At 70.1% G+C, this 19,852-nt stretch carries 19 protein-coding genes and 1 other RNA gene; 3 read left to right on the top strand and 17 right to left on the bottom strand.

Annotated elements, in window-relative coordinates; all coding sequences use genetic code 11:
• Positions 1-4: 4 nt before the first annotated feature.
• Complete coding sequence (locus BLS97_RS24200; RefSeq protein WP_269457497.1) at positions 5-139, bottom strand: hypothetical protein; 135 nt, start codon at positions 137-139, stop codon at positions 5-7.
• 140 nt (positions 140-279) lie between these two features.
• On the opposite strand from BLS97_RS24200, the gene BLS97_RS10520 reads away from it, so the two are divergent.
• The gene (locus BLS97_RS10520) at positions 280-909 is read left to right on the top strand and encodes an MBL fold metallo-hydrolase (protein WP_090475925.1); all 630 of its coding nucleotides are present in this window, start codon (positions 280-282) and stop codon (positions 907-909) included.
• 55 nt (positions 910-964) lie between these two features.
• Here BLS97_RS10520 and BLS97_RS10515 read toward each other — a convergent pair whose 3' ends face one another.
• Positions 965-2,527, bottom strand: a complete 1,563-nt coding sequence (locus tag BLS97_RS10515) for an MFS transporter (RefSeq protein ID WP_157695348.1) — start codon at positions 2,525-2,527, stop codon at positions 965-967.
• A gap of 127 nt (positions 2,528-2,654) precedes the next feature.
• Between BLS97_RS10515 and BLS97_RS10510 the strand changes: the two genes are divergently transcribed.
• Positions 2,655-3,284 (top strand): TetR/AcrR family transcriptional regulator, encoded by a 630-nt coding sequence (locus tag BLS97_RS10510; protein ID WP_172832257.1) that lies wholly within the window; start codon positions 2,655-2,657, stop codon positions 3,282-3,284.
• Here BLS97_RS10510 and BLS97_RS10505 read toward each other — a convergent pair.
• The 12 genes from BLS97_RS10505 to BLS97_RS10450 form a co-directional block, all read right to left on the bottom strand.
• A complete protein-coding gene (locus tag BLS97_RS10505; protein WP_090475922.1) occupies positions 3,270-4,283 on the bottom strand; it encodes an LLM class flavin-dependent oxidoreductase in 1,014 nt (337 codons plus the stop codon). The genes BLS97_RS10510 and BLS97_RS10505 overlap by 15 nt on opposite strands.
• Positions 4,280-4,630: a TIGR04076 family protein gene (locus BLS97_RS10500; protein WP_090475921.1), complete on the bottom strand. Its 351-nt coding sequence runs from the start codon at positions 4,628-4,630 to the stop codon at positions 4,280-4,282. The genes BLS97_RS10505 and BLS97_RS10500 overlap by 4 nt, the downstream gene beginning before the upstream one ends.
• Positions 4,627-5,040 carry a nuclear transport factor 2 family protein gene (locus BLS97_RS10495; protein ID WP_090475920.1) on the bottom strand — a complete coding sequence of 138 codons (414 nt, stop codon included), beginning with the start codon at positions 5,038-5,040 and terminating at the stop codon, positions 4,627-4,629. Before BLS97_RS10495 ends, BLS97_RS10500 begins: the two co-directional genes overlap by 4 nt.
• Positions 5,037-6,080, bottom strand: coding sequence for an LLM class flavin-dependent oxidoreductase (locus tag BLS97_RS10490; RefSeq protein WP_090475919.1), 1,044 nt, complete (start codon positions 6,078-6,080; stop codon positions 5,037-5,039). The genes BLS97_RS10495 and BLS97_RS10490 overlap by 4 nt, the downstream gene beginning before the upstream one ends.
• Positions 6,077-6,484 carry a Rid family hydrolase gene (locus tag BLS97_RS10485; protein WP_090475918.1) on the bottom strand — a complete coding sequence of 136 codons (408 nt, stop codon included), beginning with the start codon at positions 6,482-6,484 and terminating at the stop codon, positions 6,077-6,079. The genes BLS97_RS10490 and BLS97_RS10485 overlap by 4 nt, the downstream gene beginning before the upstream one ends.
• On the bottom strand, positions 6,481-7,668 hold the full coding sequence (locus BLS97_RS10480) for an amidohydrolase family protein (protein ID WP_157695347.1): 1,188 nt from the start codon (positions 7,666-7,668) through the stop codon (positions 6,481-6,483). Before BLS97_RS10480 ends, BLS97_RS10485 begins: the two co-directional genes overlap by 4 nt.
• Positions 7,669-7,719: 51 nt before the next feature.
• Positions 7,720-8,673, bottom strand: coding sequence for an ABC transporter ATP-binding protein (locus BLS97_RS10475; RefSeq protein ID WP_090475916.1), 954 nt, complete (start codon positions 8,671-8,673; stop codon positions 7,720-7,722).
• Positions 8,670-9,656 carry an ABC transporter ATP-binding protein gene (locus tag BLS97_RS10470; RefSeq protein WP_090475915.1) on the bottom strand — a complete coding sequence of 329 codons (987 nt, stop codon included), beginning with the start codon at positions 9,654-9,656 and terminating at the stop codon, positions 8,670-8,672. The genes BLS97_RS10475 and BLS97_RS10470 overlap by 4 nt, the downstream gene beginning before the upstream one ends.
• Positions 9,657-9,667: 11 nt before the next feature.
• Positions 9,668-10,540: an ABC transporter permease gene (locus BLS97_RS10465; protein ID WP_090481897.1), complete on the bottom strand. Its 873-nt coding sequence runs from the start codon at positions 10,538-10,540 to the stop codon at positions 9,668-9,670.
• A gap of 35 nt (positions 10,541-10,575) precedes the next feature.
• Positions 10,576-11,631, bottom strand: a complete 1,056-nt coding sequence (locus BLS97_RS10460; RefSeq protein WP_197676511.1) for an ABC transporter permease — start codon at positions 11,629-11,631, stop codon at positions 10,576-10,578.
• 16 nt (positions 11,632-11,647) lie between these two features.
• Entirely contained in the window at positions 11,648-13,291 is a 1,644-nt protein-coding gene (locus BLS97_RS10455) for an ABC transporter substrate-binding protein (RefSeq protein ID WP_197676510.1), read from the bottom strand.
• A gap of 180 nt (positions 13,292-13,471) precedes the next feature.
• On the bottom strand, positions 13,472-14,503 hold the full coding sequence (locus BLS97_RS10450; protein WP_090475914.1) for a LacI family DNA-binding transcriptional regulator: 1,032 nt from the start codon (positions 14,501-14,503) through the stop codon (positions 13,472-13,474).
• 187 nt (positions 14,504-14,690) lie between these two features.
• On the opposite strand from BLS97_RS10450, the gene BLS97_RS10445 reads away from it, so the two are divergent.
• Complete coding sequence (locus BLS97_RS10445) at positions 14,691-16,331, top strand: DUF885 family protein (protein WP_090475913.1); 1,641 nt, start codon at positions 14,691-14,693, stop codon at positions 16,329-16,331.
• 34 nt (positions 16,332-16,365) lie between these two features.
• Here BLS97_RS10445 and BLS97_RS10440 read toward each other — a convergent pair whose 3' ends face one another.
• The 3 genes from BLS97_RS10440 to BLS97_RS10430 all read right to left on the bottom strand — a co-directional run bounded on the left by BLS97_RS10440 (position 16,366) and on the right by BLS97_RS10430 (position 19,764).
• Positions 16,366-18,729 carry a DNA polymerase III subunit gamma and tau gene (locus tag BLS97_RS10440; protein ID WP_090481888.1) on the bottom strand — a complete coding sequence of 788 codons (2,364 nt, stop codon included), beginning with the start codon at positions 18,727-18,729 and terminating at the stop codon, positions 16,366-16,368.
• Between the two features lie 104 nt (positions 18,730-18,833).
• Positions 18,834-18,932: signal recognition particle sRNA small type (ffs, locus tag BLS97_RS10435), an RNA gene on the bottom strand.
• Between the two features lie 13 nt (positions 18,933-18,945).
• Positions 18,946-19,764 (bottom strand): translation initiation factor IF-2 N-terminal domain-containing protein, encoded by an 819-nt coding sequence (locus tag BLS97_RS10430; RefSeq protein WP_407938051.1) that lies wholly within the window; start codon positions 19,762-19,764, stop codon positions 18,946-18,948.
• Positions 19,765-19,852: the final 88 nt, after the last annotated feature.

Raw genomic sequence — 19,852 nt, 5'->3', positions numbered from 1 at the left:
GGGACTACTTGATCTTGACCAGCTTCCGCTTCTTCACGGTGTAGCCGGACGGCAACGTGCCCTCGGCCAGCATCCGCAGCGGACAGCGACCGCACTTCGGCTTGCTGACGCAGCATTCCTTCTTCGGCTTCGAGGACACCAGGTCAGCTTAGCCTGTGCTTACCCGATAGCGAGGCCCGCAGACCGCGCAGGCGGGTGATGGGCGCGGACGGGCGGGTGATCCGTGAAAAACTGGAACTGTTCGCGCCCCGTCCCGGGGTGCCCGTGTGAAGGAGTCCTGTGGCAGCGCGCATCGACAAGATCGTCACTTCCGGCACGTTCTCGCTCGACGGCGGCACCTGGGACGTCGACAACAACGTCTGGCTGATCGGCGACGACGACGAGGTGCTGGTGATCGACGCGGCCCACGACGCCTCCGCCATCGCCGACGCCATCGGTCCGCGCCGGCTGGTGGCCATCCTGTCCACCCACGGCCACGACGACCACATCGACGCCGCCCCGGAACTGGCGACGCTCACCGGTTCACCCATCCTGCTGCACCCCGCCGATGCCCACCTGTGGGGCCAGAAGCATCCCGATCGCCGGCCCGACGTCGACCTGACGGACGGCCAGGTCATCGTCGTGGCCGGCATCGAGGGCACGGTCATGCACACGCCGGGGCACGCGCCGGGAGCGGTGTGCGTGTACTTCCCCGCACTGGGCGCCGTCTTCAGCGGTGACACCCTGTTCAACGGCGGCCCCGGCGCGACCGGGCGTTCGTTCTCCGACTTCCCGACGATCATCGAATCGATCCGCTCGCGTCTGCTGACCCTGCCCGCCGAGACGGTGGTGCACACCGGTCACGGCGACGACACCTCGATCGGCGCCGAAGCACCGCACCTGGACGAATGGATCGTCCGCGGCCACTGAGGGCCGTGACCGAGGCCCGGGGCCGGGGCCGGGGCCGGGGCGCACCATCGGTCGCTCAACCGGCAACCGGGCGGCCACGCTGCATCAGAACGAAAGAGATGACGGCGACGGCCGCCGCGGCCACGGCGCCGACGACGAACACGGCGTTCACCCCGCCGGCCGTCGCCGCGCGGGCGGCTTCCGCCACCTGGGCCGAAATCGCCCCCGGGACGTGTGACGCGACCTGCACGCCGCCTCCTGACCCGACCGCGGAGGCCAGCTCGTCGCGCGCGGACACGGTCAGCGGCAGCGCGGACACGCGCGTGTCCATGGCCGATGTGACGTGGGCGGTGAAGATCGACCCGAGTGCGGCGACGCCGGCGGCGAGACCGATCTGCCGGAAGGTGTTGACCGTCCCGGTCGCCATGCCGGCCTGCGCGATCGGCACCGCAGCCAGGGCGGCCTGTGAGGTCAGCGCCGAACTCATGCCCAGCCCGACCCCGGACAGGACGAAACCGAGCACGAGGTGGGTCCACGAGGACGAGCCGTTCAGCCCGGTCATGGTGGCCAGGCCGATCGCGACCAACGCGCCGGTGAGCGGCATCAGGTAGCGCGTCTGGACGCGATGGCCGAACCGCGCGGCCGGGGGTGCGGCCAGGAACGATGCCACGGTCAGCGGGAGGAAGCGCAGACCGGCCTGGAAGGGCGTGTAGCCCAGGGTGTTGATGAAGTAGAGCGCGATGTAGCTGGTCGACGCGACCAGCGTGGCCGAACTGATCAGGGCCAGCAGCGCCGGGCCGACGAAGGAGGGACGCCGGAGCAGGGACAGGTCGAGCATGGGCTCCGGGGTGCGCTGTTCCCGGACGACGAACGCGACCAGCAGCACGACGGTCACCCCCATCAGGACGATGACCGGAGCCGACCCCCACCCCTCGTCACTGCTGCGGATCAATCCGTAGACCAGGGCCACCAACGCGGCCGACAACGCGATGGTGCCCGGCCAGTCGGCCTTGCGAGCCACGGCGGCCCGGGACTCGGTCAGCACGAACCGGGCGCCGACGAGCGCAGCGGCCCCGATCGGGACGTTGATCAGGAAGATCCACCGCCAGCCCGGCCCATCGACCAGCGCACCACCGAGCAGTGGGCCGACCGCCGTGGCCGCGGCCAGGGTTGCGCCGAAGGCACCGATGGCCCCGGCCCGCTTCTTCGCATCCGGGAAGGCGGCCGCGATGAGCGGTAGTCCGACCCCGAAGAGCATCACCGCGCCGAGGCCCTGGACCGCGCGGATGATGTTGAGCGTCAACGCGTCTCCGGCCAACGCGCAACCAAGGGAGGCCAGGGTGAAGACGGCCATGCCGGCCAGGTACAACCGCCGCCGGCCCATCCGGTCACCGATGGTGGCCGCGGTGAGCAACAGCCCGGCGACCGGCAGCGTATAGGCGTCGACCACCCATTGCAGAGAGCCGAGCGAGGAGTTCAGGTCCTTCTGGATGTTGGCCAGGGCCGCCGTCACGATAGTCATGTCCAGCAGCAACATGAACATGGCCGCGCAGACCAGGACGAGCGTCCAACCGGGACGCACCCGGTGCGGGCCCGGCGCGAAGGGCGCCGTGGGATCGGACATGGAGGTTGTGGTCACGGCGAGCTCCCAGCTCTTGGGCTACAGGTGTTGTGGGAAGGTCCGACGCTAGGTGTACAGCTGTAGCGCTACAGTTGTCAATAGATCGGCTGGAATCGTCCACGCGAGCTGGGAGAGGATGGGCACCATGGCGGACACCCCGACGCAACGCCGCACCCCCTCACGGCGGGGCGGCGGCGAGGCCCTGCGAACCGAGATCATCGAGGCGGCGAGCGCGCTGCTGGCCGAGACCGGCGACGTGGCGTCGATGTCGTTGCGCGCGGTGGCCCGGGCGGTCGGCATTGCCACCACCTCCATCTACCTGCACTTCGCTGACCTCGACGAGCTGATCCTGGCGGTGAAGCTCAAGCGATTCGCCGAGCTGACCGAGTGCCTCGACGCCGCCGTCGCCGGTGCCGGTGGTGACCCGGTGGAGCAGGTGCGGGCGATCGGACACGGCTACGTGACGTTCGGGCTGGCCAACCCCGGCCACTACCGCGTCATGTTCTCGGCCTCGACCAAGGGCACCATCCTCGGCCCGAACGGGATGACCATCGGCCTCGAGGCGTTCAACTCCCTGGTCACCGTGGTCAGCGCGGCGCTCGACCGTCCACCCCTTGACCGCGAGGTCGAGATCGTCTCGACGAACCTGTGGAACTTCGTGCACGGCATCGTCCATCTGCGGACGGCCCGCTCGACATTTCACTGGCCGGATCTGCGCGCCCAGGTCGACGACATGATCGACCGGACGTTCGGACTGCGCTCAGCGTCTCAGTAGCGGCAGCACCTCGGCGCCCAACAACGCGACCCCGCCCTGGTCGGTCAGCCCGTGCGGGGTGCCGAACTCGACCCGCGACGCCCCGGCATCGATCAGCGCCTGTGCCTGGGCGGCCACCTGTTCCGGGGTTCCGGAGAAGGCGAACAGATCCAGGACGTCGTCGGGAACGAGCTCACCGGCCGCCCCGTGCCGACCGAGATCGACCAACCGGTTGATCTCCCCCAGCAGGGCCGGCTCGAGTTGCACGGTCGGATCCAGATCGGCCACCACGGCCAGGTACATCGCCACCTCGGTGCGGGCCCGGCGCCGGGCGGCGACGCCGTCGCGGTCGACGACGGTGACCGCGCCGACCACCACTCCCACCGCCTCGGCCGGGCGACCGGCCGCCATCCGGCCGACGGCGATCCGCTCCCGCATCACCCCCACCGTGGCCGGGTTCGCGGTGCCGCCGATCTTCACCTCGTCGGCGATCCGGCCGGCCACCGCCGCCAGCCTCGGTCCCCACGTCCCGATCAGCACGGGCGGCCGGCGGCCGCTGGTCGGGTACCGGAGCCGCACTCCGGGAGCCAGCGAGAAGAGGTCGCCCGGGCGGCCGGAGTCGTCGCCGGTCACCAGGGCCGAGATCACCCCGATCGCTTCCTCGACGGCCACCGCGGGCCGAGGCTGCGCCACTCCGATCGCGCCCAGCCAGGTTCCGCGGGCCAACCCGAGGTAGGCGCGCCCGTCGGACGCGGCATCCAGCGCCAGCCACTGGCCGGCGATCTCGTAGGGGTGCTGGGTGAACGGGTTCCAGCAGGCCGCGCCCAGCCGGACCCGGGTCGTGCTCCGCGCCATCTCCAGCAACGGCACGATCGGCGGCTGGAACAGCAGATCGCCGAACACACTCACGACGTCGAATCCGTAACTCTCGGCCAGGACGGCCAGCCGGGCGTACTGCCCCACCGGCTTGTCCGACTGCAGACCGAGGCCGATCTCGACCCGGCGCGGGCCCCGCGTCACGTCAGGTCGCCGGCGTCCATGGTGCGGGTCCGGGTGCGCTCGATCCGCATCACCAGCCGTTCCTCCGGGTCGGGACAGCAGATCAGCGAATCGGTCTCCAGCCAGTCGGCCGCCGGCAGTTGCCGTTGTTTGGCGGCCAGGAACGGCAACACCGACTGCAGGGCGAACACGCAGAAGTGCTTGCCCTCCGGGATCCGTAGCCGGGAGGAATGGTCGAGTTCGAAATGGTCGCCGACCTGCATCCCGCACACCGAGCGGCCTTCGATGCTCTCGACCGTCACCCGGAGGTCGAACAGCGTCATCGATCGGTCGGCCCGATCCGCGGAGTCCGGAGTGCTCGGCGTCATCGAGGGCTGACCCGAACGTCCTCGTGGTTGTGCACGGCCAGCCATCGACCGTCGACCCGGCGCCACACGCCGGTGACCCGCACATGTTGCGGGGCAACGTCATCGTCGTCGAACCGAACGGTCAGCCAGTGTCGGGCGACCGCGGTGTCACCCCAGACGTCGATCACCGGATCGGTCGCGTCCAGGGCCACCACGGACGGTCCGTCGCCCGCGGCCGGGCGGCGGTCCCGCGCCGCGTCGAGCTGGGCCTTCCCGCGGATCAGCTCGGCCTCCTCGGAATCCCAGAACGTCCCGTCCGGGTGCAGATGAGAGTCGATTCGCGGCCGGTCGGCGGCCAGAAATCCGGCGTAGATGTCCAGGGTGGCGGCCCAGATCGCTTCCTGGGCGGAGCTCTCCGCGGGTGCGGTCATGTCGTGCCTCCGTTGGTGGTGAGAGTGGCTGAGGCCGCGACCCGCGGCACGGTGCCGAGCGCCGGCATCACCCGCTCGCCCAGAATCCGCACCGCGGCGAGCGGGTCCGGCCCGAGCGGCGGGCCGAACGACAGGTGCTCGGCGCCAAGGCGCTGCAAGGCTCGGCACCGGTCGATGACGTCGTTCTCGTCCCCGGCGATGCCCAGTCTGAGCATCCGCTCGTCGATCATCGCCACCGCCTGCGCCGCCCGTCCCCGCTGGGCCAGGGCGGCCGCCGCCAGAAAGTCCTCCGGCCGCAGGCCGACCTCGGCCAGCAAGTACGGGGAGATCGAGGGACCGTAGTAGGCCAGCTTCTCGGCCAGCGCCGCCCGGGCGGCGGAAGCGTTGTCGGACAACGACACCCAGATGCAGGCGGGCAGGTCGAAGACCGCCGGGTCCCGTCCGGCGACGCGCAGACCGTCGTGCACCTGCGCTTGGGCCGTGGCGAAATGCTCGGGCGGGTACAGCAGGGGCAGTGCGCCGTCGGCCAGCCGCCCGGCCATGGCCAGCATCTTCGGGGCCATGCCCCCGACGTACACCGGCACCGGCGCCGTCTGCTCGAACCGGAGCACGCTGTGGTCCCCGAACCAGGACGGCAGGTCGGCGTCGGACACGTCCCGGTGCCCGAGCATCCGCCGCAGGGCCGCGACCGCCTGGGCGGTGGTGGCCAGCGGCTTCGCGCGCGACAGACCGGCCCAGGACAGGAACTCCTCCGAACCGGCACCGATGCCGAGCAGGAAGCGGCCGCCGGACACCTCGGCCAGGGTGGCGGCCGTCATCGCCAGCTCGGAGACGTGCACCGAGTACGGGTTCATGATCGCGATGCCGAGCCTGATCCGGGAGGTGCGCGCGGCCAACGTTCCCATCAGCACCGGCGCGCTGCGCAGGTACAGATCGTTGGACACCCAGAGCTGGTCACAGCCGAGATCCTCGGCCAGCAGCGCGATCTGCAGCAGATCCGCCGCCGGCAGATCGTTGTTCAACCGCAGGGACCACGTCATCGGGGCCGACCCGACCCGACGACGGCGTCGGCCTCGATCTCGACCAGAAGGCCCTCGCCGACCAATCCGGCCACGAAATACACCGAATTGGCCGGGGACACGTCGCCGAGCAATTCCCGGTGGGCCCGCGAGGCCGCGTCCACGTCGGCCCCCGGGACCAGCAGGAGCCGCGTCCGGATGATGTCGAACCGGCTGCCCCCCAGGTGCTCCACCGCGGCGATCACCTGTTCCAGGGCGGCCGTCGCCTGACCGAAGGTGTCACCGGGAAATCGCTGCGCCCCGTCCGGAGCGGTGGTCCCGCTGACCGCGACCCACTCGCCGGCGCGGGCCGCCCGACTGTATCCGGCGCGGTCCTCCCACGGCGATCCGTCGCGGTGGCGGGTGGGGTGGCCGGCCCCGGTCACGCCGCACCACGGATGATCGAACCGGCCTGCACGACGAGCGAGATGTGGCGCAGCGCATCGAGATCGTCCAGCGGGTCGCCGTCGACGGCGATCAGATCGCCGACGTAGCCCGGCCGGACCTGTCCGACGTGGTCGTCGATCCGCAGCAACCGCGCGGCCTGGGTCGAGACGGACTGCAGCGCCTGCAGCGGGGTGAGGCCGGCCTCGGCCATCAGCAGCATCTCGTGGACCGCGGCGGGCACCCCGTCGACCAGATCACCAGGGGGGTAGTCGGTTCCGTTCACCAGCGTGACACCGGCCCGGATGGCCCGTTGGATGCTCAGCAGGTGGTCGTCGGCCGCGGCCAGGGCCTGCTGGATCGAGTGCTCCTCGAAATGGTTGGCCCGCATCCAGGACTCGCTGCGGGTGACGCACAGCGTCGGGGTGAGGAAGATGTCCGGACCGACCATGCGCCGCGCCGTCTCCTCGTCCAGCCGGTAGGCGTGCTCGAAGGACGTCACGCCCTGGGCCAGCGCCTGCCGGATGGCGATGGACTCGCCGGAGTGGGCCACGACGTACTTGTCGCTGTCCCGGGCGGCCCGGACGACACCGCGGATCTCCTCGTCGGCCATCTCCTGCGAGTCGTAGTGCTCGCCGGCCTTGGCCAGGCCGCCGTTGATGAAGATCTTCACGTGGTCAGCGCCGGCCGCGATCTCGGCCGCCGCCGCACGGTAGAACTCTTCCTCGCCGGTCGCGTAGGCGGTCGCGGCTCCCTCACCGTGGCCGCCGACGGTGGAGATCGCCCGCCCGGCACCGCGGATCCGCGGGGCGCTGATCCAACCCCGGGCCGCGGCCCGGCGCAACGACAGATCGGCCCGGTTCTGTTCGTGGACGCACCGGATGGTGGTGATCCCGGCCTGCAGGGCCTGATGGGCCCGGGTCGCCGACCGATACGCCGTGACGGCCGGATCCTCACGCTCGTCGGTGTCGGAGAACGGGAACACCACCGAGAGATGGGTGTGGCAGGAGATCAGACCGGGCAGCAGCCAACGCCCGGCGACGTCGACGACCTGCGCGTCGGCCGCGCCGACCGGCGGGGCCGACGCCACCTCGACGATCCGACCGTCCGGACCGATCTGAACCGCCCGGTCGCGCAGCTTCTCACCGGTGAGGACGTCGACGACGTTGGCATTGACCAACCACACAGTTGGGCTCCTAGTTGACAGCTCGGGCGAAGATGTTGGCGGGCAGGACGTTCACACCAGCGAGTCGGCCGGAGCCCGGACCAGGCAGGCGACCTCACGCTCGTTGATCAGCACCGGGCCCGGATCGATCGTGCGGCATCGATCCTCGGCGATCGGGCAGCGCGGGTGGAACCGGCAGCCCGACGGTGGGCTGGCCGGGTCGGGCACGTCACCGGGCAGGTCGACCGGCAGGAGTCCACCGCCGTCGGCCCGAGGAATCGCGGCGATGAGAGCTTCGGTGTACGGGTGGACCGGGGCGGTCCAGACCTGTTCGGTCGGGCCGACCTCGACGATGCGCCCGAGGTACATGACGGCGACCCGGTCGGCGATCTGGCGGACCACCGACAGGTCGTGCGAGATGAACACCAGGGCCAGGCCGGTCTCCCGGACCAGCTCGCCGAGCAGATTCGCCACCTGGGCCTGGGCCGAGGCGTCGAGCGCGCTGATCGGCTCGTCGGCGACCAGGCACTCCGGATCGGCGGCCAGGGTTCGGGCGATGGCGATGCGCTGCCGCTGTCCGCCGCTGAACTCGTGCGGGTACTTCTCGGCGGCGTCGGCCGGCAGTCCGACCCTCTCCAGCAGGGCGGTCACTCGTTGCGCGGCAGCTTCTTTCGTGCCGCCACCGAGCGCGACCCCGTCACCGATCAGAGCCCCGACCCGGCGTCGCGGGTTGAGCGAGGAATATGGGTCCTGGAAGACCATCTGCAACCGGCGCAGGGAGGCCGACCGCTTGCGACGGCCGAGCGGAGCAACGGCACTTCCGGCGAACGTGACCGAGCCCTCGGCGGCCGGCTCCAATCCGACCATGGCCCGGCCCAGGGTCGATTTGCCGCAACCGGATTCGCCGACCAGGCCGAGGATCTCACCCGGACTGACCGTGAGATCGATGCCGTCCACGGCTCGCACCCTGGCTCCCCCGCGTCCGTAGTCGACGCACAGGCCGGACACCTTCACCAACGCGGTCATCGGGTCTTCTCCAGGACGGGCCGGGCCAGCGGGTCGACCGGGCAGGCTAAGAGGTGCCCGGGTGCGACCGTGACCAACTCCGGCCGATCGAGGGAACAGCCGGGCTCGGCGTGTGGACACCGCGGGTGGAACGGGCAGCCGGTCGGCACGTTGCCCAGACTGGGTGGGCTGCCGGCGATCGGGCGGAGCTCGGCCGCGCCTCCCTCCGGGTGCGGAAGGGCGTCGAGCAACCCCCGGGTGTACGGATGCCTTGGGGCGGAGAGGATCTCCGATCGCGGGCCGACCTCGGCCATCCGTCCGCCGTACATCACGCAGACCCGATCGGCCAGCGCCGACATCACGCCCAGATCGTGGGTGATGATCACGACGGCCAGGCCCCGTTCCGTCCGGAGTCGTTGCAGCAGGCGCAGGATCCCGGCCTGCACCGTCACGTCGAGGGCCGTCGTCGGCTCGTCGGCCAGCAGCAGCCGTGGCTCGCAGGCCAGGGCGACGGCGATGGCTATGCGCTGGCGCATCCCTCCGGAGAACTGTCCCGGATAGGCGGTCAGGGCCTGCTCGGGGTCCGGAATCCGGACGGTGGCCAGCAGGTCGACGGCCCGGGTGCGGGCCTCGCTCCGGCTGACCCCGAGGTGATGACGCATGTGCTCGGTGAGTTGCCGCTCGACGGTCAGGATGGGGTGCAGGCTGGTCGCCGGATCCTGGGAGACCATGGCGATCTGCCGGCCGCGGACGGCACGGATCTTCTTGGGCGACATGGTCAGCAGATCGGTGCCGTCGAACACCGCCTTGCCGGCCGTCCGGGCCCCGTGCGGCAGCAGACCGAGCAGGGTCAGCGCGGTCATCGTCTTGCCGCTCCCGCTCTCCCCCGCGATGCCGAGGATCTCCCCGGTGTCGACGGAGAACGACACGTCGTCGACCGCCTTGAACGAGCCGCGAGCGGTGCTCAGCGCCACGCTGAGATGCTCGATGGACAGCAGAGGCATGATCTCCGGCCCTAGTCTCTGAGCGCTTTTGCGGTGCGCGGGTCGAGGGCATCCCGGAGGGAGTCCCCGATGAAGTTGAACGCCAGCACGACGGTCAGGATGGCCAGGCCGGGGAACAGACCGATCCACCACTTGTCGAAGTTCTGGGCACCGGCCGCCACCATCGCGCCCCATTCGGCCAACGGGGGTTGCGCGCCCAGGCCGAGGAACGACAGGCCGGACAGCAGCAGCACGGCGTTGCCGACGTCCAGGGCCGCCATCACCAGGACCGGGCCGAGCACGTTGGGCCGGATGTCGACCAGCAGCGCCCGCAGTGGTGACGCCCCGAGCAGCCGCGACGAGATGACGTACTGCGAGTTGCGGGCCGAGAGCACCAGTCCGCGTACCAACCGGGCGTACGCCGGCCAGGACACGACGACCACGGCCAGCACCGCATTGCGCAGCTGCGGACCGAGGGCCGCGGCCACCGCCATGGCCAGGATGATGCCGGGGAAGGCGAAGACGATGTCGGCCAGCCGCATACCGACCGCGTCCACCCAGCCGCCGAAGAACCCGGCCAGCGCGCCGACGACAGAGCCCACCAGCATGGCGCCGAAGACCAACAGGACGGCCAGCGGCAGCGAGACCCGCGCGCCGTACACGACCCGGGACAGCACGTCCCGACCCAGTTCGTCGGTGCCGAGCCAGTGCTGCGCCGACGGTCCCTTGAGCTGCACGAAGTCCTGGGCCAGCGGGTCCGACGGTGCGATCAGCGGGGCGAAGATGGCGATGACGACCCAGGCCGCGACCACCACCACGCCGACGATGGCCAGCGGCTGCCGCCAGGGGGAGGTCGACCGCCGTCGAGCCGCCGTCGGTTCCGCCGGGAGGGCGTCCGCGGTGATCAACGCATCGGCGCCGAAGGCCGGTTCGGGCGCGCTCACGAGAGCCGGATCCGGGGATCGATGACGCCGTACAGCACGTCGACCAAGAGGTTCATCGCGATGTAGACGACCGCCACCACCAGGCTCACGCCCATGATCGCCGGCAGGTCGAGGTTGATGGCCGACAGGTAGGCGTACTGGCCCAGACCGGGCCAGGAGAAGATGTTCTCGACCAGCACGGCCCCGGAGAGCAGGCTGCCGAAGGCCACCCCGGCCACGGTGATGATCGAGACCAGGGCCGGGCGCAGCACGTGCCGCAGCACAACGGTCCGCTCCGGCAGGCCCTTGGCCCGCGCGGCCCGGACATAGTCGTTGCCCAGGATCTCCAGCACCGACGCGCGGGTGAAACGCAGCAGCAGACCGATGGTGTAGGTGGCCAGCACCAGGCCGGGCAGCACCAGGTGGTAGACCGCGGAGCCGAACAACGACCACTGGCCGTGCAGCAGGGCATCCACCGTGTACATGCCGGTGATGTGGTCCGGCGGGGTCTGGGTCGGGTCGAGCCGCCCACCGCCGGGCAGGATCCCCCACTTGAAGAACAACAGGTAGAAGGCCATCAGGGCGATCCAGAACGTCGGCATGGACACACCGCCCAGGCTGACCACCCGCAGGACCTGATCGGGCCAGCGATCTCGGGTCACGGCGGCCAGGATGCCGAGGCTGACCCCGATCAGGAGGGACAGCACGATGGCGAAGATGGCCAGCTCGAAGGTGGCCGGGACGTACTCGGCCAGGTCGGTGCTAACCGGCCGATGGCTCTGCTGGGACAGCCCCAGATCACCGTGCAGCACGTTCCAGATGTAGGTCAGGAACTGCACCGGCAGCGGTTTGTCCAGGCCGTACTTGTGACGGAAGGCGGCCACTGCGCCCGGATCCTCGACCGCCTGCTGACCGAGGTTCGCGGCCGCCGGGTCGCCCGGCACCAACTGGGTCAGGATGAACGAGACCAGGGTGGCCCCGAGAACCAGCAGCAGCCCGATGCCGAGCCGCTTGAGGATGAACAACCACAGATCGCGGTGCCGGGAACGCTTGCGCGCTCCCGGCACCGCCACTGAGGTCTTCGCGCTGCTAACCGAGCTCACTGAGGTCGACCAACCAGAGGGCGTTCGCCTTCACGTTCTTCACCGAGTTCGCGGCGACCAGGATCTGGGCCGGCTGGATCAGCGGCATGATCGGGCCGGACTGGTTCATCATGGTCTGGATCTGCGTGTACTGCTTGACCCGGGTCGCGTCGTCGATGGTGGACGCCGCCTGCTTGCCGAGTGCCTCGAGGGCGGGCGACTGACCGGCCAGCCAGTTGGCGCGCTTCCCGACGACCTGGCCGGGCAGGAAGTTCAGGTAGTCGCTGGGATCCGGGTAGTCCGGTCCCCATTCCCACAGACCCATTTCTTCCTTGCCGCCGCGGTAGGAGTCGAGCGCGGTCTGCACCGACGCCGGCGCCAGCTTCACGGTGATACCGACATCCTTGAGGTTGGCCTGAACCCGGGCCGCCAGATCACCGAAATTCAGTCCGTTGACCTGGATGTCGCTCGGGTAGGACAGCGTGACCGTCGGATTGGTCAGGCCGGACTTGGCCAGCGCGGCCTTCGCCTTGGCCAGGTCCCGCTTGACGCCGGTACCGGCAGCGAGCGAACCGAGGAACATGGTCGGGATGATGCCATTGGCCTGCACGGCACCGGTTCCGGCCAGCGAGACGAGGGAGTCGTAGTCCACGCCGTACCGGACCGCGTCCTGGAAATCGGGGTTGGAGGTCACCTTCGACACGGCCGGGCTGTTGTTGGTGAACAGGAAGAACACGTTGGGCGAGGCGCCGTTGATCGTCTGCACGCTCGACCCGAGGCCGTCGGCCTGGGCCGGGGACAGATCGACCGCGATCTGCGACTGGCCCTTGAGCACGTTCAGCTTCTGCACGTTGGCCTGGACGTTGCGGACGATGATCTTCTCGTATTTCGGCTTGGTGCCCCAGTACTTCGGATTGGCCTCCATCACCACCTGCGTGGTGGTGCTGTAGGAATCCAGGGTGTACGGACCGGCGCCCTGCGACTTGGTGTTGAGGGCCGTTTCCGCCTTGTCCGACGTTGCCGCCGAGGCGTCGTCGGACCCACCCGCGGCCTTGACCGCCTTGGAGTTCAGGATGCCGAGCGCGGAGTTCGGCACGATGAACGGAATGGCCGGGTTGGGGGTGGCGCTGGTCAGGACGACCGTGTGGGCGTCGGGAGCGGTCACCGTGATACCGGCCATCAGGAACGACGGGTTGCCCTTGAGGTTGGCCACCCGGTTGAGCGAAAAGACCACGTCGGCCGAGGTCACCGGGGTGCCGTCGGAGAAGACGGCGTCGGTGCGGAGTTTGAACGTGTAGACCTTGCCGTCCTTGGACGCGGTGTAGGACGACGCGAGATCAGGGACGGGCTTCTTGACGTTGTCGCCGGCGAAGGTCAACAGCGTCGAATACATCGCGTGATCGATGAGAAGCCCGGTGGGTTCGAACATCCGGCCCGGGTCGGCGGTCTTTAGCTGGAAGGCGGTGTCGACCACCAGGGTGCCGCTGCTGGTCACGGTCCCGGCGGCCGACGACGAGCTCGACCCGGCGCCGCCGGAGCCGGCGGCCGTCGGAGCGCTGGTCGACGTGGCCGTACTGCTGCTGCCGCACGCGGCGACGGTGACCACCAAGGAGGCGGCCACCGCACCGGCCGTCCATCTGCGTATGCGCATCTGCTCCCTTTCGCCCACCGGCGCGGTTCACCCAACGGACCCGGTGCTTCTCGCCGCGGAATGCAAACGATTGCATACACCGTTGCACTGACCGATTGCCATGTCAACGCCGGGTGTTACAGATGGGAAAACATCAAGCGCCAGCGCACCGAATGCGGGCTCGGCCGGATCCGAGACCCCCTACCGACCAGGCGATCGGCCCGGTGCCGGGCCGACCGATCCCCGCTCCACCAAACGGGTGGGAATCCGGTGCACGGCCGGCCGTGCCGCCGACCCACCCGACCCGTTGATACGCGCCGTCAGCAGACGGGCGACCAGTTCGGCCATCTGCGCCGGCTGGTTGTCCACCACGGTGATCGCGGGAGACCACCACTGCATGATCGGGGCGTCCTCGTAGCAGATGACACTGAATTCGGAGGGGATGTCGATGCCCAATTCCCGCAGGCGAGGGAGCGCTCCGTAGGCGGATTCATGGTTGGCGACCAACAGGGCGGTTGGCCGGCGACTCCGGGGCAATGCCAGCAACCGGTCGACCGCGTCCCGGCCCGTTTGCGCGGTGAACGGTCCGGTCACCGCCCAGTCCTCGTCCACCGGGCGGCCGGCGGACGCCATCGTCTGTTCGTATCCCAGTCGGCGCTCCCGCCCCGAGGTCACCGTCGGCGGTCCGGCGACGATGCCGATCCGTTTGTGCCCTCTTTCCAACAGCAGGCGCACACCTGCTGCCGCACCGGCACTTTCGTCACCGAGCACGCAATCCCCGACCAGCTTGCCCGGACGTCGACCGAGGTGGACCACGGGGATCCCCCGTGATCTCACCTCCGCGAAGGCCTGGCTGTCCGAACCGACCGCCACCACTCCGGAGGCGTTGAGTTCCATGAGCGTGTGGAGTGCGTCGCGCTCCTGGCGCGGATCCCCGTCGGTGATCGACAGGACCAATTGGTGCCCCGCCTCGGACAATCGCTGCTGCACGATCTCGGCAATCACCCGGAAACTGGTGTTCACCAGATTGGTGACGACCAGCCCGACCAACTGCGACCGTGACGTCCGTAGCGTCCGGGCACTCGCGTTCGGCCGATAGCCCATCTCGGTGGCCACCCGCTCCACCCGGGCTCGGGTAGAAGCGCTGACCAACGCCGACCCGGCCAGGGCCCGGGAGGCGGTGCTGACCGAGACGCCACTGAGCCGAGCGACCTCACGCAGATCCTTGGCCATCGGTGACTCCGTTCCTGGCTCGGTGCGGGAAGGGCATGAGAGTGAACGGCAAGCGCGGTGCCGGTCCCACCCGGTAGGCTCGCGGTCGATTCAGACCATAGCGACATGCAAACAATTGCTGCGATCAAATCCGGCAATTGGGCGTCCGCCGGAAACTTCGATTGCGGCAGAGGGGTCGTCACCGATCATGCATCCATCGTCACCGCTGGAGGATCTGGGTCTGCGGATCTGGGACTGGCGGGCCCGGCACCAGCCCCGCACCCGTGACGACATCCCGCGGCTGGACCGGCCGGACGGCTGGCGCCCGGACTTCAGCGCCGCCACCGTGGCTGCCCTCCGAACGCAGCGTAATGCCTTCGCCGCGGAACTGGCCGCCCTCGATCCCGGCCCCCAGCCCGCCGACGTCATCGACCATCGATTGTTGTCGAGCCTGCTCGACCGCGTCACCTGGGAGCTGGACGTGGTGCGGGCCTGGCAGTGCCAGCCGCGGTTCTACATCGACCAGGCGTTGGGCACCGTCTTCGACACCTTGCTCCGCCCAGGCGTTGACGCGCCCCGGGTGCTCGGGGTGATCCGGCTGCTGCTGGCCGCTCCGGGCATCCTGGCCGACGGATTGGACAATCTGGCCGAACACAGTGTGGCCGAGTTCGCCACCCTGGCCATCGACGAACTGGCCGACATCGACCGGCGGTGTTCGGCGCTGTCGGTCGCCCTCGGTGCGGCGGCCCCGTCGCTGGCCGACGAGGTCCGTCAGGCCGGCGCAGTCGCGGCGGAGGCGCTGCTGGACTTCCGTGGTGCCCTGATCGCCGGTCTCCCGACCATGGCGCGATGGACCCCCGTCGGGTCCGAGCAGTACCAGTGGTTTCTGCGACGGGTAGCGGTGATGCCGTTCACCCCGTCCGAGTTGCTGGCCGTCGGCACCGCCGAGCTCGACCGCGCGATCGCCCTGGAACAGATCGAGCGGGGACGCCGGTACGGGCGGCCGCGACCGCCCGCCGTCCTGCCCCGGGACACGGCGACCCAGGTCCGACGGCAGGGTGAGCTGGAACAACAGGTCCGCGACTTCTACGTCGGGCACGGGTTGCTCACCCAGCCGGAGTCCCTGCGGCACTACCTGATCGCCGAGATGCCGGACTACCTGGAGCCGTTGCGTTTCCTCGGCGTCGCCGACGACCTGACATCACCGGCCCGGCTGCAGGAGAACGCGATCAGCTACACCCCGCCCCCGGGAGCTGATCTGCCGTACTTCTACGCGGCCAACGCGATCGACCCTCGGGCCGGGATCGTCCATGAAGGGGCCCACTATCAGCAACTCGCACTGTCCTGGCGCCACGAACGCCCGCTGCGACGGCACTTCTACGATTCCGGCCCCAATGAGGGCATCGCGTTCTACAACGAGGAGATGATGCTGGCCGCGGGTCTGTTCGACGACGCACCGGACACGCGGGAGATCATCTACAACTTCATGCGGCTACGCGCGCTGCGGGTGAAGGTGGACGTGGGCCTGGCCACCGGCCAACTGGGCATCGATTCAGCTGCGGAGTACCTGGCCTCGGAGGTGCCGATGGACATGGGCACCGCCCGCGAGGAGGCCGCTGCCTTCGCGGAGGGACCGGGCCAGGCCATCTCCTACCAGATCGGGAAGTCACAGATCTTCGCCCTGATCGCCGATGCCGTCCGGCTGGGCGGTCGCGACACCGCGCTGCAGCCGATCCATGATTTCCTGTGGCTCAACGGGAATGTCCCGATCGCGTTGAGCCGCTGGGAACTGCTGGGCTTGACCGACGAGTTGGCCGCAGTCGACGTGGCGGCGCCGCCGACCGCCTGACCGGCCGATCCGATGTCCATCGGGACGGAAGTGGCTACCCCAGGGGATCGAGGCGCTTGGCACCCAGCTGAGTGGTCAGCAGTTCGATGGCCATCTCCTCCGGATCACGCACGACCGCTTTCGGGGCCGACGGGTCGACGTCGTAGCCGTAGTCGTCCGGGATGTCGTCCTCGTCCGGCGGCGGAACCAGGTCGGACACCGGTCCCTTGGACTGACCACCGCGTTGCGGGCCGACAGATGACGGTGCGCCGCGGCCGTTGCCGGCCGGAGAGCCGCCATCCGCCGCTTCGCAACGGATCGCCCAGTCGACACCAAGGACCTCTTTCAGCGCGGCCCTCAGCAGGTCGGCGTTGGCCGGCTCGACCACGCGGCGGGCCATGCCGGCCGCGGGCATGGTCAGGTTCAGCGCGCCGCCGCTGACCGAGGCCACAGTCGCCGAGGCCAGCAGGATCTGCGTGGTGCGCCGATGGCGTTGCACGACGGCCAGCACCTCGTTCCACACTCGGCGCACGTCCGTCACGTCAACGCCGCCGGAGGGGGCCGCAGCTGACGCCGCTTCCACCCCGGCCGGCCGTTGGCCGGACGGTGGCGGTGATTCGGCCGGTCGCCGGCTGGACGGCGGTTGCGATTCGGCCGCCCGCTGCGGTCCGTCGCCGGTCGGTCCGCCCGCTGCGGGTGGCCGTTCCCGGGCGCGCTCGGGTTGCGTGGCTCGGTTGGCGTCCTCCGCTCGACGCTCCGGCGGCGCATCGACCGGGCGCGCGGCGGAGGAGCCGACCGGTGGCCGCTGGGAGGACAGGCGCGGAGGCGCGGGAAGTCCCAGGTCCGGACCGGCCGGTCGGGACGGCGGGGCGGCGGTCCGGCCAGCCGGAGGGGGCGTGATCGGCGCCGACGGCCGGGAATCCGAGCCGGGCTCGGGAGCGGACCGCGTAGATGCCGGGGCACCGGCCTGGGAGGGGCGACGGAAGCGGGCAGCCGGTTCGGCGGGCGACTCGGGGGCGGGGGGCCGCGACTCGGGTGCGGGCGGGCCCACCTCGGGCGCGGGCGGCCGGGCGGACTCGGCCGGACGGCTCGCGTCGACGGGGCGACTCGATTCGTCACGGCCCGCCCCGGCCGGGCGGTCCCGGGCGGCATTCGTGGCGGCCGCCTGCGTCACCGGTGCCGGCGCGTGATCGGCCGGGGGCAGCGGGTTCGACGACCGCGCCTGCTGCCCGGTGCCGGGACCCGGGTCCTCCCCGGCGATGGACATCCGGCGCTCCATGCGTTCCAGCCGCTGCAGGAGCGCGCCGTCGGCGAGCGATGCGGCCGGAAGCAGCATTCGCGCACACATCAGTTCCAGCACCAGGCGCGGCGAGGTGGTGCCGCGCATGTCGACCAACCCGGCGTGCAAGGTCTCGGCGAACCGGGAAACCGTTGCTGATCCGAGCCTTTCGGCCTGGATCGTCATCAAAGCGAGCTGATCGTCCGGAGCATCGATGAGGCCCTTCGACGCGGCGTCGGGAACGGCGGACAAGATCACCAGATCGCGCATCCGCTGCAGCAGGTCGGCCGCGAAACGCCGCGGATCGTGTCCGGCTTCCACCACCTTGTCGACCACCCCGAAGACCGATGCACCGTCCCCGGCGGCCAGGGCATCGACCATCTCGTCGAGCAGGGCCGCGTCGGTGACTCCGAGCAGCGCGACCGCATGCCGGTAGGTGACGCCGTCGTCACCGGCTCCGGCCAGCAGTTGGTCGAGCACCGAAAGTGAATCGCGGGCCGAGCCGCCGCCGGACTGGATGACCAGCGGGAACACCGCCGGCTCGACAGTGACCCGCTCTTCCGCGCAGAGGCGTTCGAGGAGGGTGCGCAGGGTGGCCGGCGGGATCAGCCGGAACGGGTAGTGATGGGTGCGCGACCGGATCGTGGTGAGGACCTTGTCGGGCTCGGTGGTGGCGAAGATGAAGACGAGATGCTCCGGCGGCTCCTCGACGATCTTCAGCAGCGCGTTGAACCCCTGCGGCGTGACCATGTGGGCCTCGTCGATGATGAACACGCGGTAGCGCGACTCGGCGGGCATGTAGAAGGCCCGGTCGCGCAGCTCGCGGGTGTCGTCGACCCCACCGTGGCTGGCGGCGTCGAGTTCGACCACGTCGAGGGAACCAGGCCCTTCGGGAGCCAGTGCGATGCACGACGGGCAGACTCCGCACGGGTCGGGCGTCGGGCCCTGCACGCAGTTGAGCGACCGGGCCAGAATGCGCGCCGACGACGTCTTTCCGCAGCCCCGGGGGCCGGAGAAGAGGTAGGCGTGGTTGATGCGCCCGGCGGCCAGCGCGGTGCGCAGCGGATCGGTGACGTGCTCCTGCCCGACCACCTCGGAAAAGGTTGCCGGGCGGTACTTGCGATACAGAGCCAATGCCACGCTGCGAGCGTACGTGGTGGCACCGACACTCATCTACGAGCAATCCCGGCAACTCCATGACCTGCGACGCCCCGACCCACCGGGCCCGAGGGGCGACGACGCCGAGACGAAAGGGGACCCCCGCACCCGTCAGAGCTCACGGACCCTTGCTGCCTTCCGGCCCTGGGGGGGTTGATGAGATGGACGCCGCGGGGGTCCGTCTCACAGTCTAAGGCATCAGCTCAGCTGGAAGCGTCCGGTCAGTCTGGTGCCGGCCCGACGAGGCTGCTGTTCGGCCTCTCGAATCCGGGCCCACACGGAAGTACTGGCTTCTCCATCGCGCAGCCGCTGAAGCGCGGTCCGGCCGGACAGCTTCTTGCCGAGGTCGGTCGGGGCGATGTCGGCCGACCGGCATCGATCGGCCACGCCGGACTCGGACGGTCGAAGACCGTTGGCCAGCCAGATCTCCTGATCGGCCGGGCTGATCCCGCGACGTTCCCACTCGGCGTCGTAGTCCGGCTCCGGCTCGGCGACGAGCGGTGCGACCGGAGCCGAAGCCGGCCGCGGCGCCAGACCGCGCGGCGGGGCGGCCGCGCTCGGAGCGGGCCGGGCGGGCGGCCGAGCGGCCCGGGCCGCGGGAACGGCGAACGGGTTGGCGAAGTCCCCGGTCGTCCGAGGAGCGGTGGGCACGGCAGCCGGGGCCACCGGCGGCAGGAACAACGACGACTGGCTGGGCACCGGGATCGGTGCCGTCACCGGCGCCGGGACCGTCGTCACCGGGAGGGGCACCGTGTTCGTCGTCGGAGCGGGATCGGTCGTCGTCACCACAGCGGGCCCGCGGGCCGGCTCCGGCACGTCGGCCCGAACGGTCCGGGCCGGTTTGGGTGCCCGCAGACGCCCTCGCACCTTGGCCGCGGCGGAGACGCCGATGACGGTCGACGGACCCCGTACCTTCTTTCCCAGGTCGGCCAGAATGGTCTGGACCTGTTGGGTGCTGACATTCAGTTCCGAAGCCAACTCATGCACCCTGATTTGCGTCAAATCTGGCCTCCACATCAACGGCCCGGCATGTACCCGAACCTGTATCGGGATCATGATGCCTCACGTCGCCCGCCCGCCATAGCCCGGGACACGCCCGTGATTG

The sequence above is a fragment of the Nakamurella panacisegetis genome, from assembly GCF_900104535.1.
Taxonomy (GTDB): Bacteria; Actinomycetota; Actinomycetes; order Mycobacteriales; family Nakamurellaceae; genus Nakamurella; species Nakamurella panacisegetis.
This window is presented reverse-complemented; position numbering and strand designations above follow the sequence as displayed.

Coding starts and splice junctions, on each gene's coding strand:
- BLS97_RS10510 (WP_172832257.1), top strand. CDS start 2,655: ATGGCGGACACCCCGACGCAACGCCGCACCCCCTCACGGCGGGGCGGC.
- BLS97_RS10500 (WP_090475921.1), bottom strand. CDS start 4,630: ATGACGCCGAGCACTCCGGACTCCGCGGATCGGGCCGACCGATCGATG.
- BLS97_RS10495 (WP_090475920.1), bottom strand. CDS start 5,040: ATGACCGCACCCGCGGAGAGCTCCGCCCAGGAAGCGATCTGGGCCGCC.
- BLS97_RS10490 (WP_090475919.1), bottom strand. CDS start 6,080: ATGACGTGGTCCCTGCGGTTGAACAACGATCTGCCGGCGGCGGATCTG.
- BLS97_RS10475 (WP_090475916.1), bottom strand. CDS start 8,673: ATGACCGCGTTGGTGAAGGTGTCCGGCCTGTGCGTCGACTACGGACGC.
- BLS97_RS10470 (WP_090475915.1), bottom strand. CDS start 9,656: ATGCCTCTGCTGTCCATCGAGCATCTCAGCGTGGCGCTGAGCACCGCT.
- BLS97_RS10455 (WP_197676510.1), bottom strand. CDS start 13,291: ATGCGCATACGCAGATGGACGGCCGGTGCGGTGGCCGCCTCCTTGGTG.
- BLS97_RS10450 (WP_090475914.1), bottom strand. CDS start 14,503: ATGGCCAAGGATCTGCGTGAGGTCGCTCGGCTCAGTGGCGTCTCGGTC.
- BLS97_RS10445 (WP_090475913.1), top strand. CDS start 14,691: ATGCATCCATCGTCACCGCTGGAGGATCTGGGTCTGCGGATCTGGGAC.
- BLS97_RS10430 (WP_407938051.1), bottom strand. CDS start 19,764: ATGTGGAGGCCAGATTTGACGCAAATCAGGGTGCATGAGTTGGCTTCG.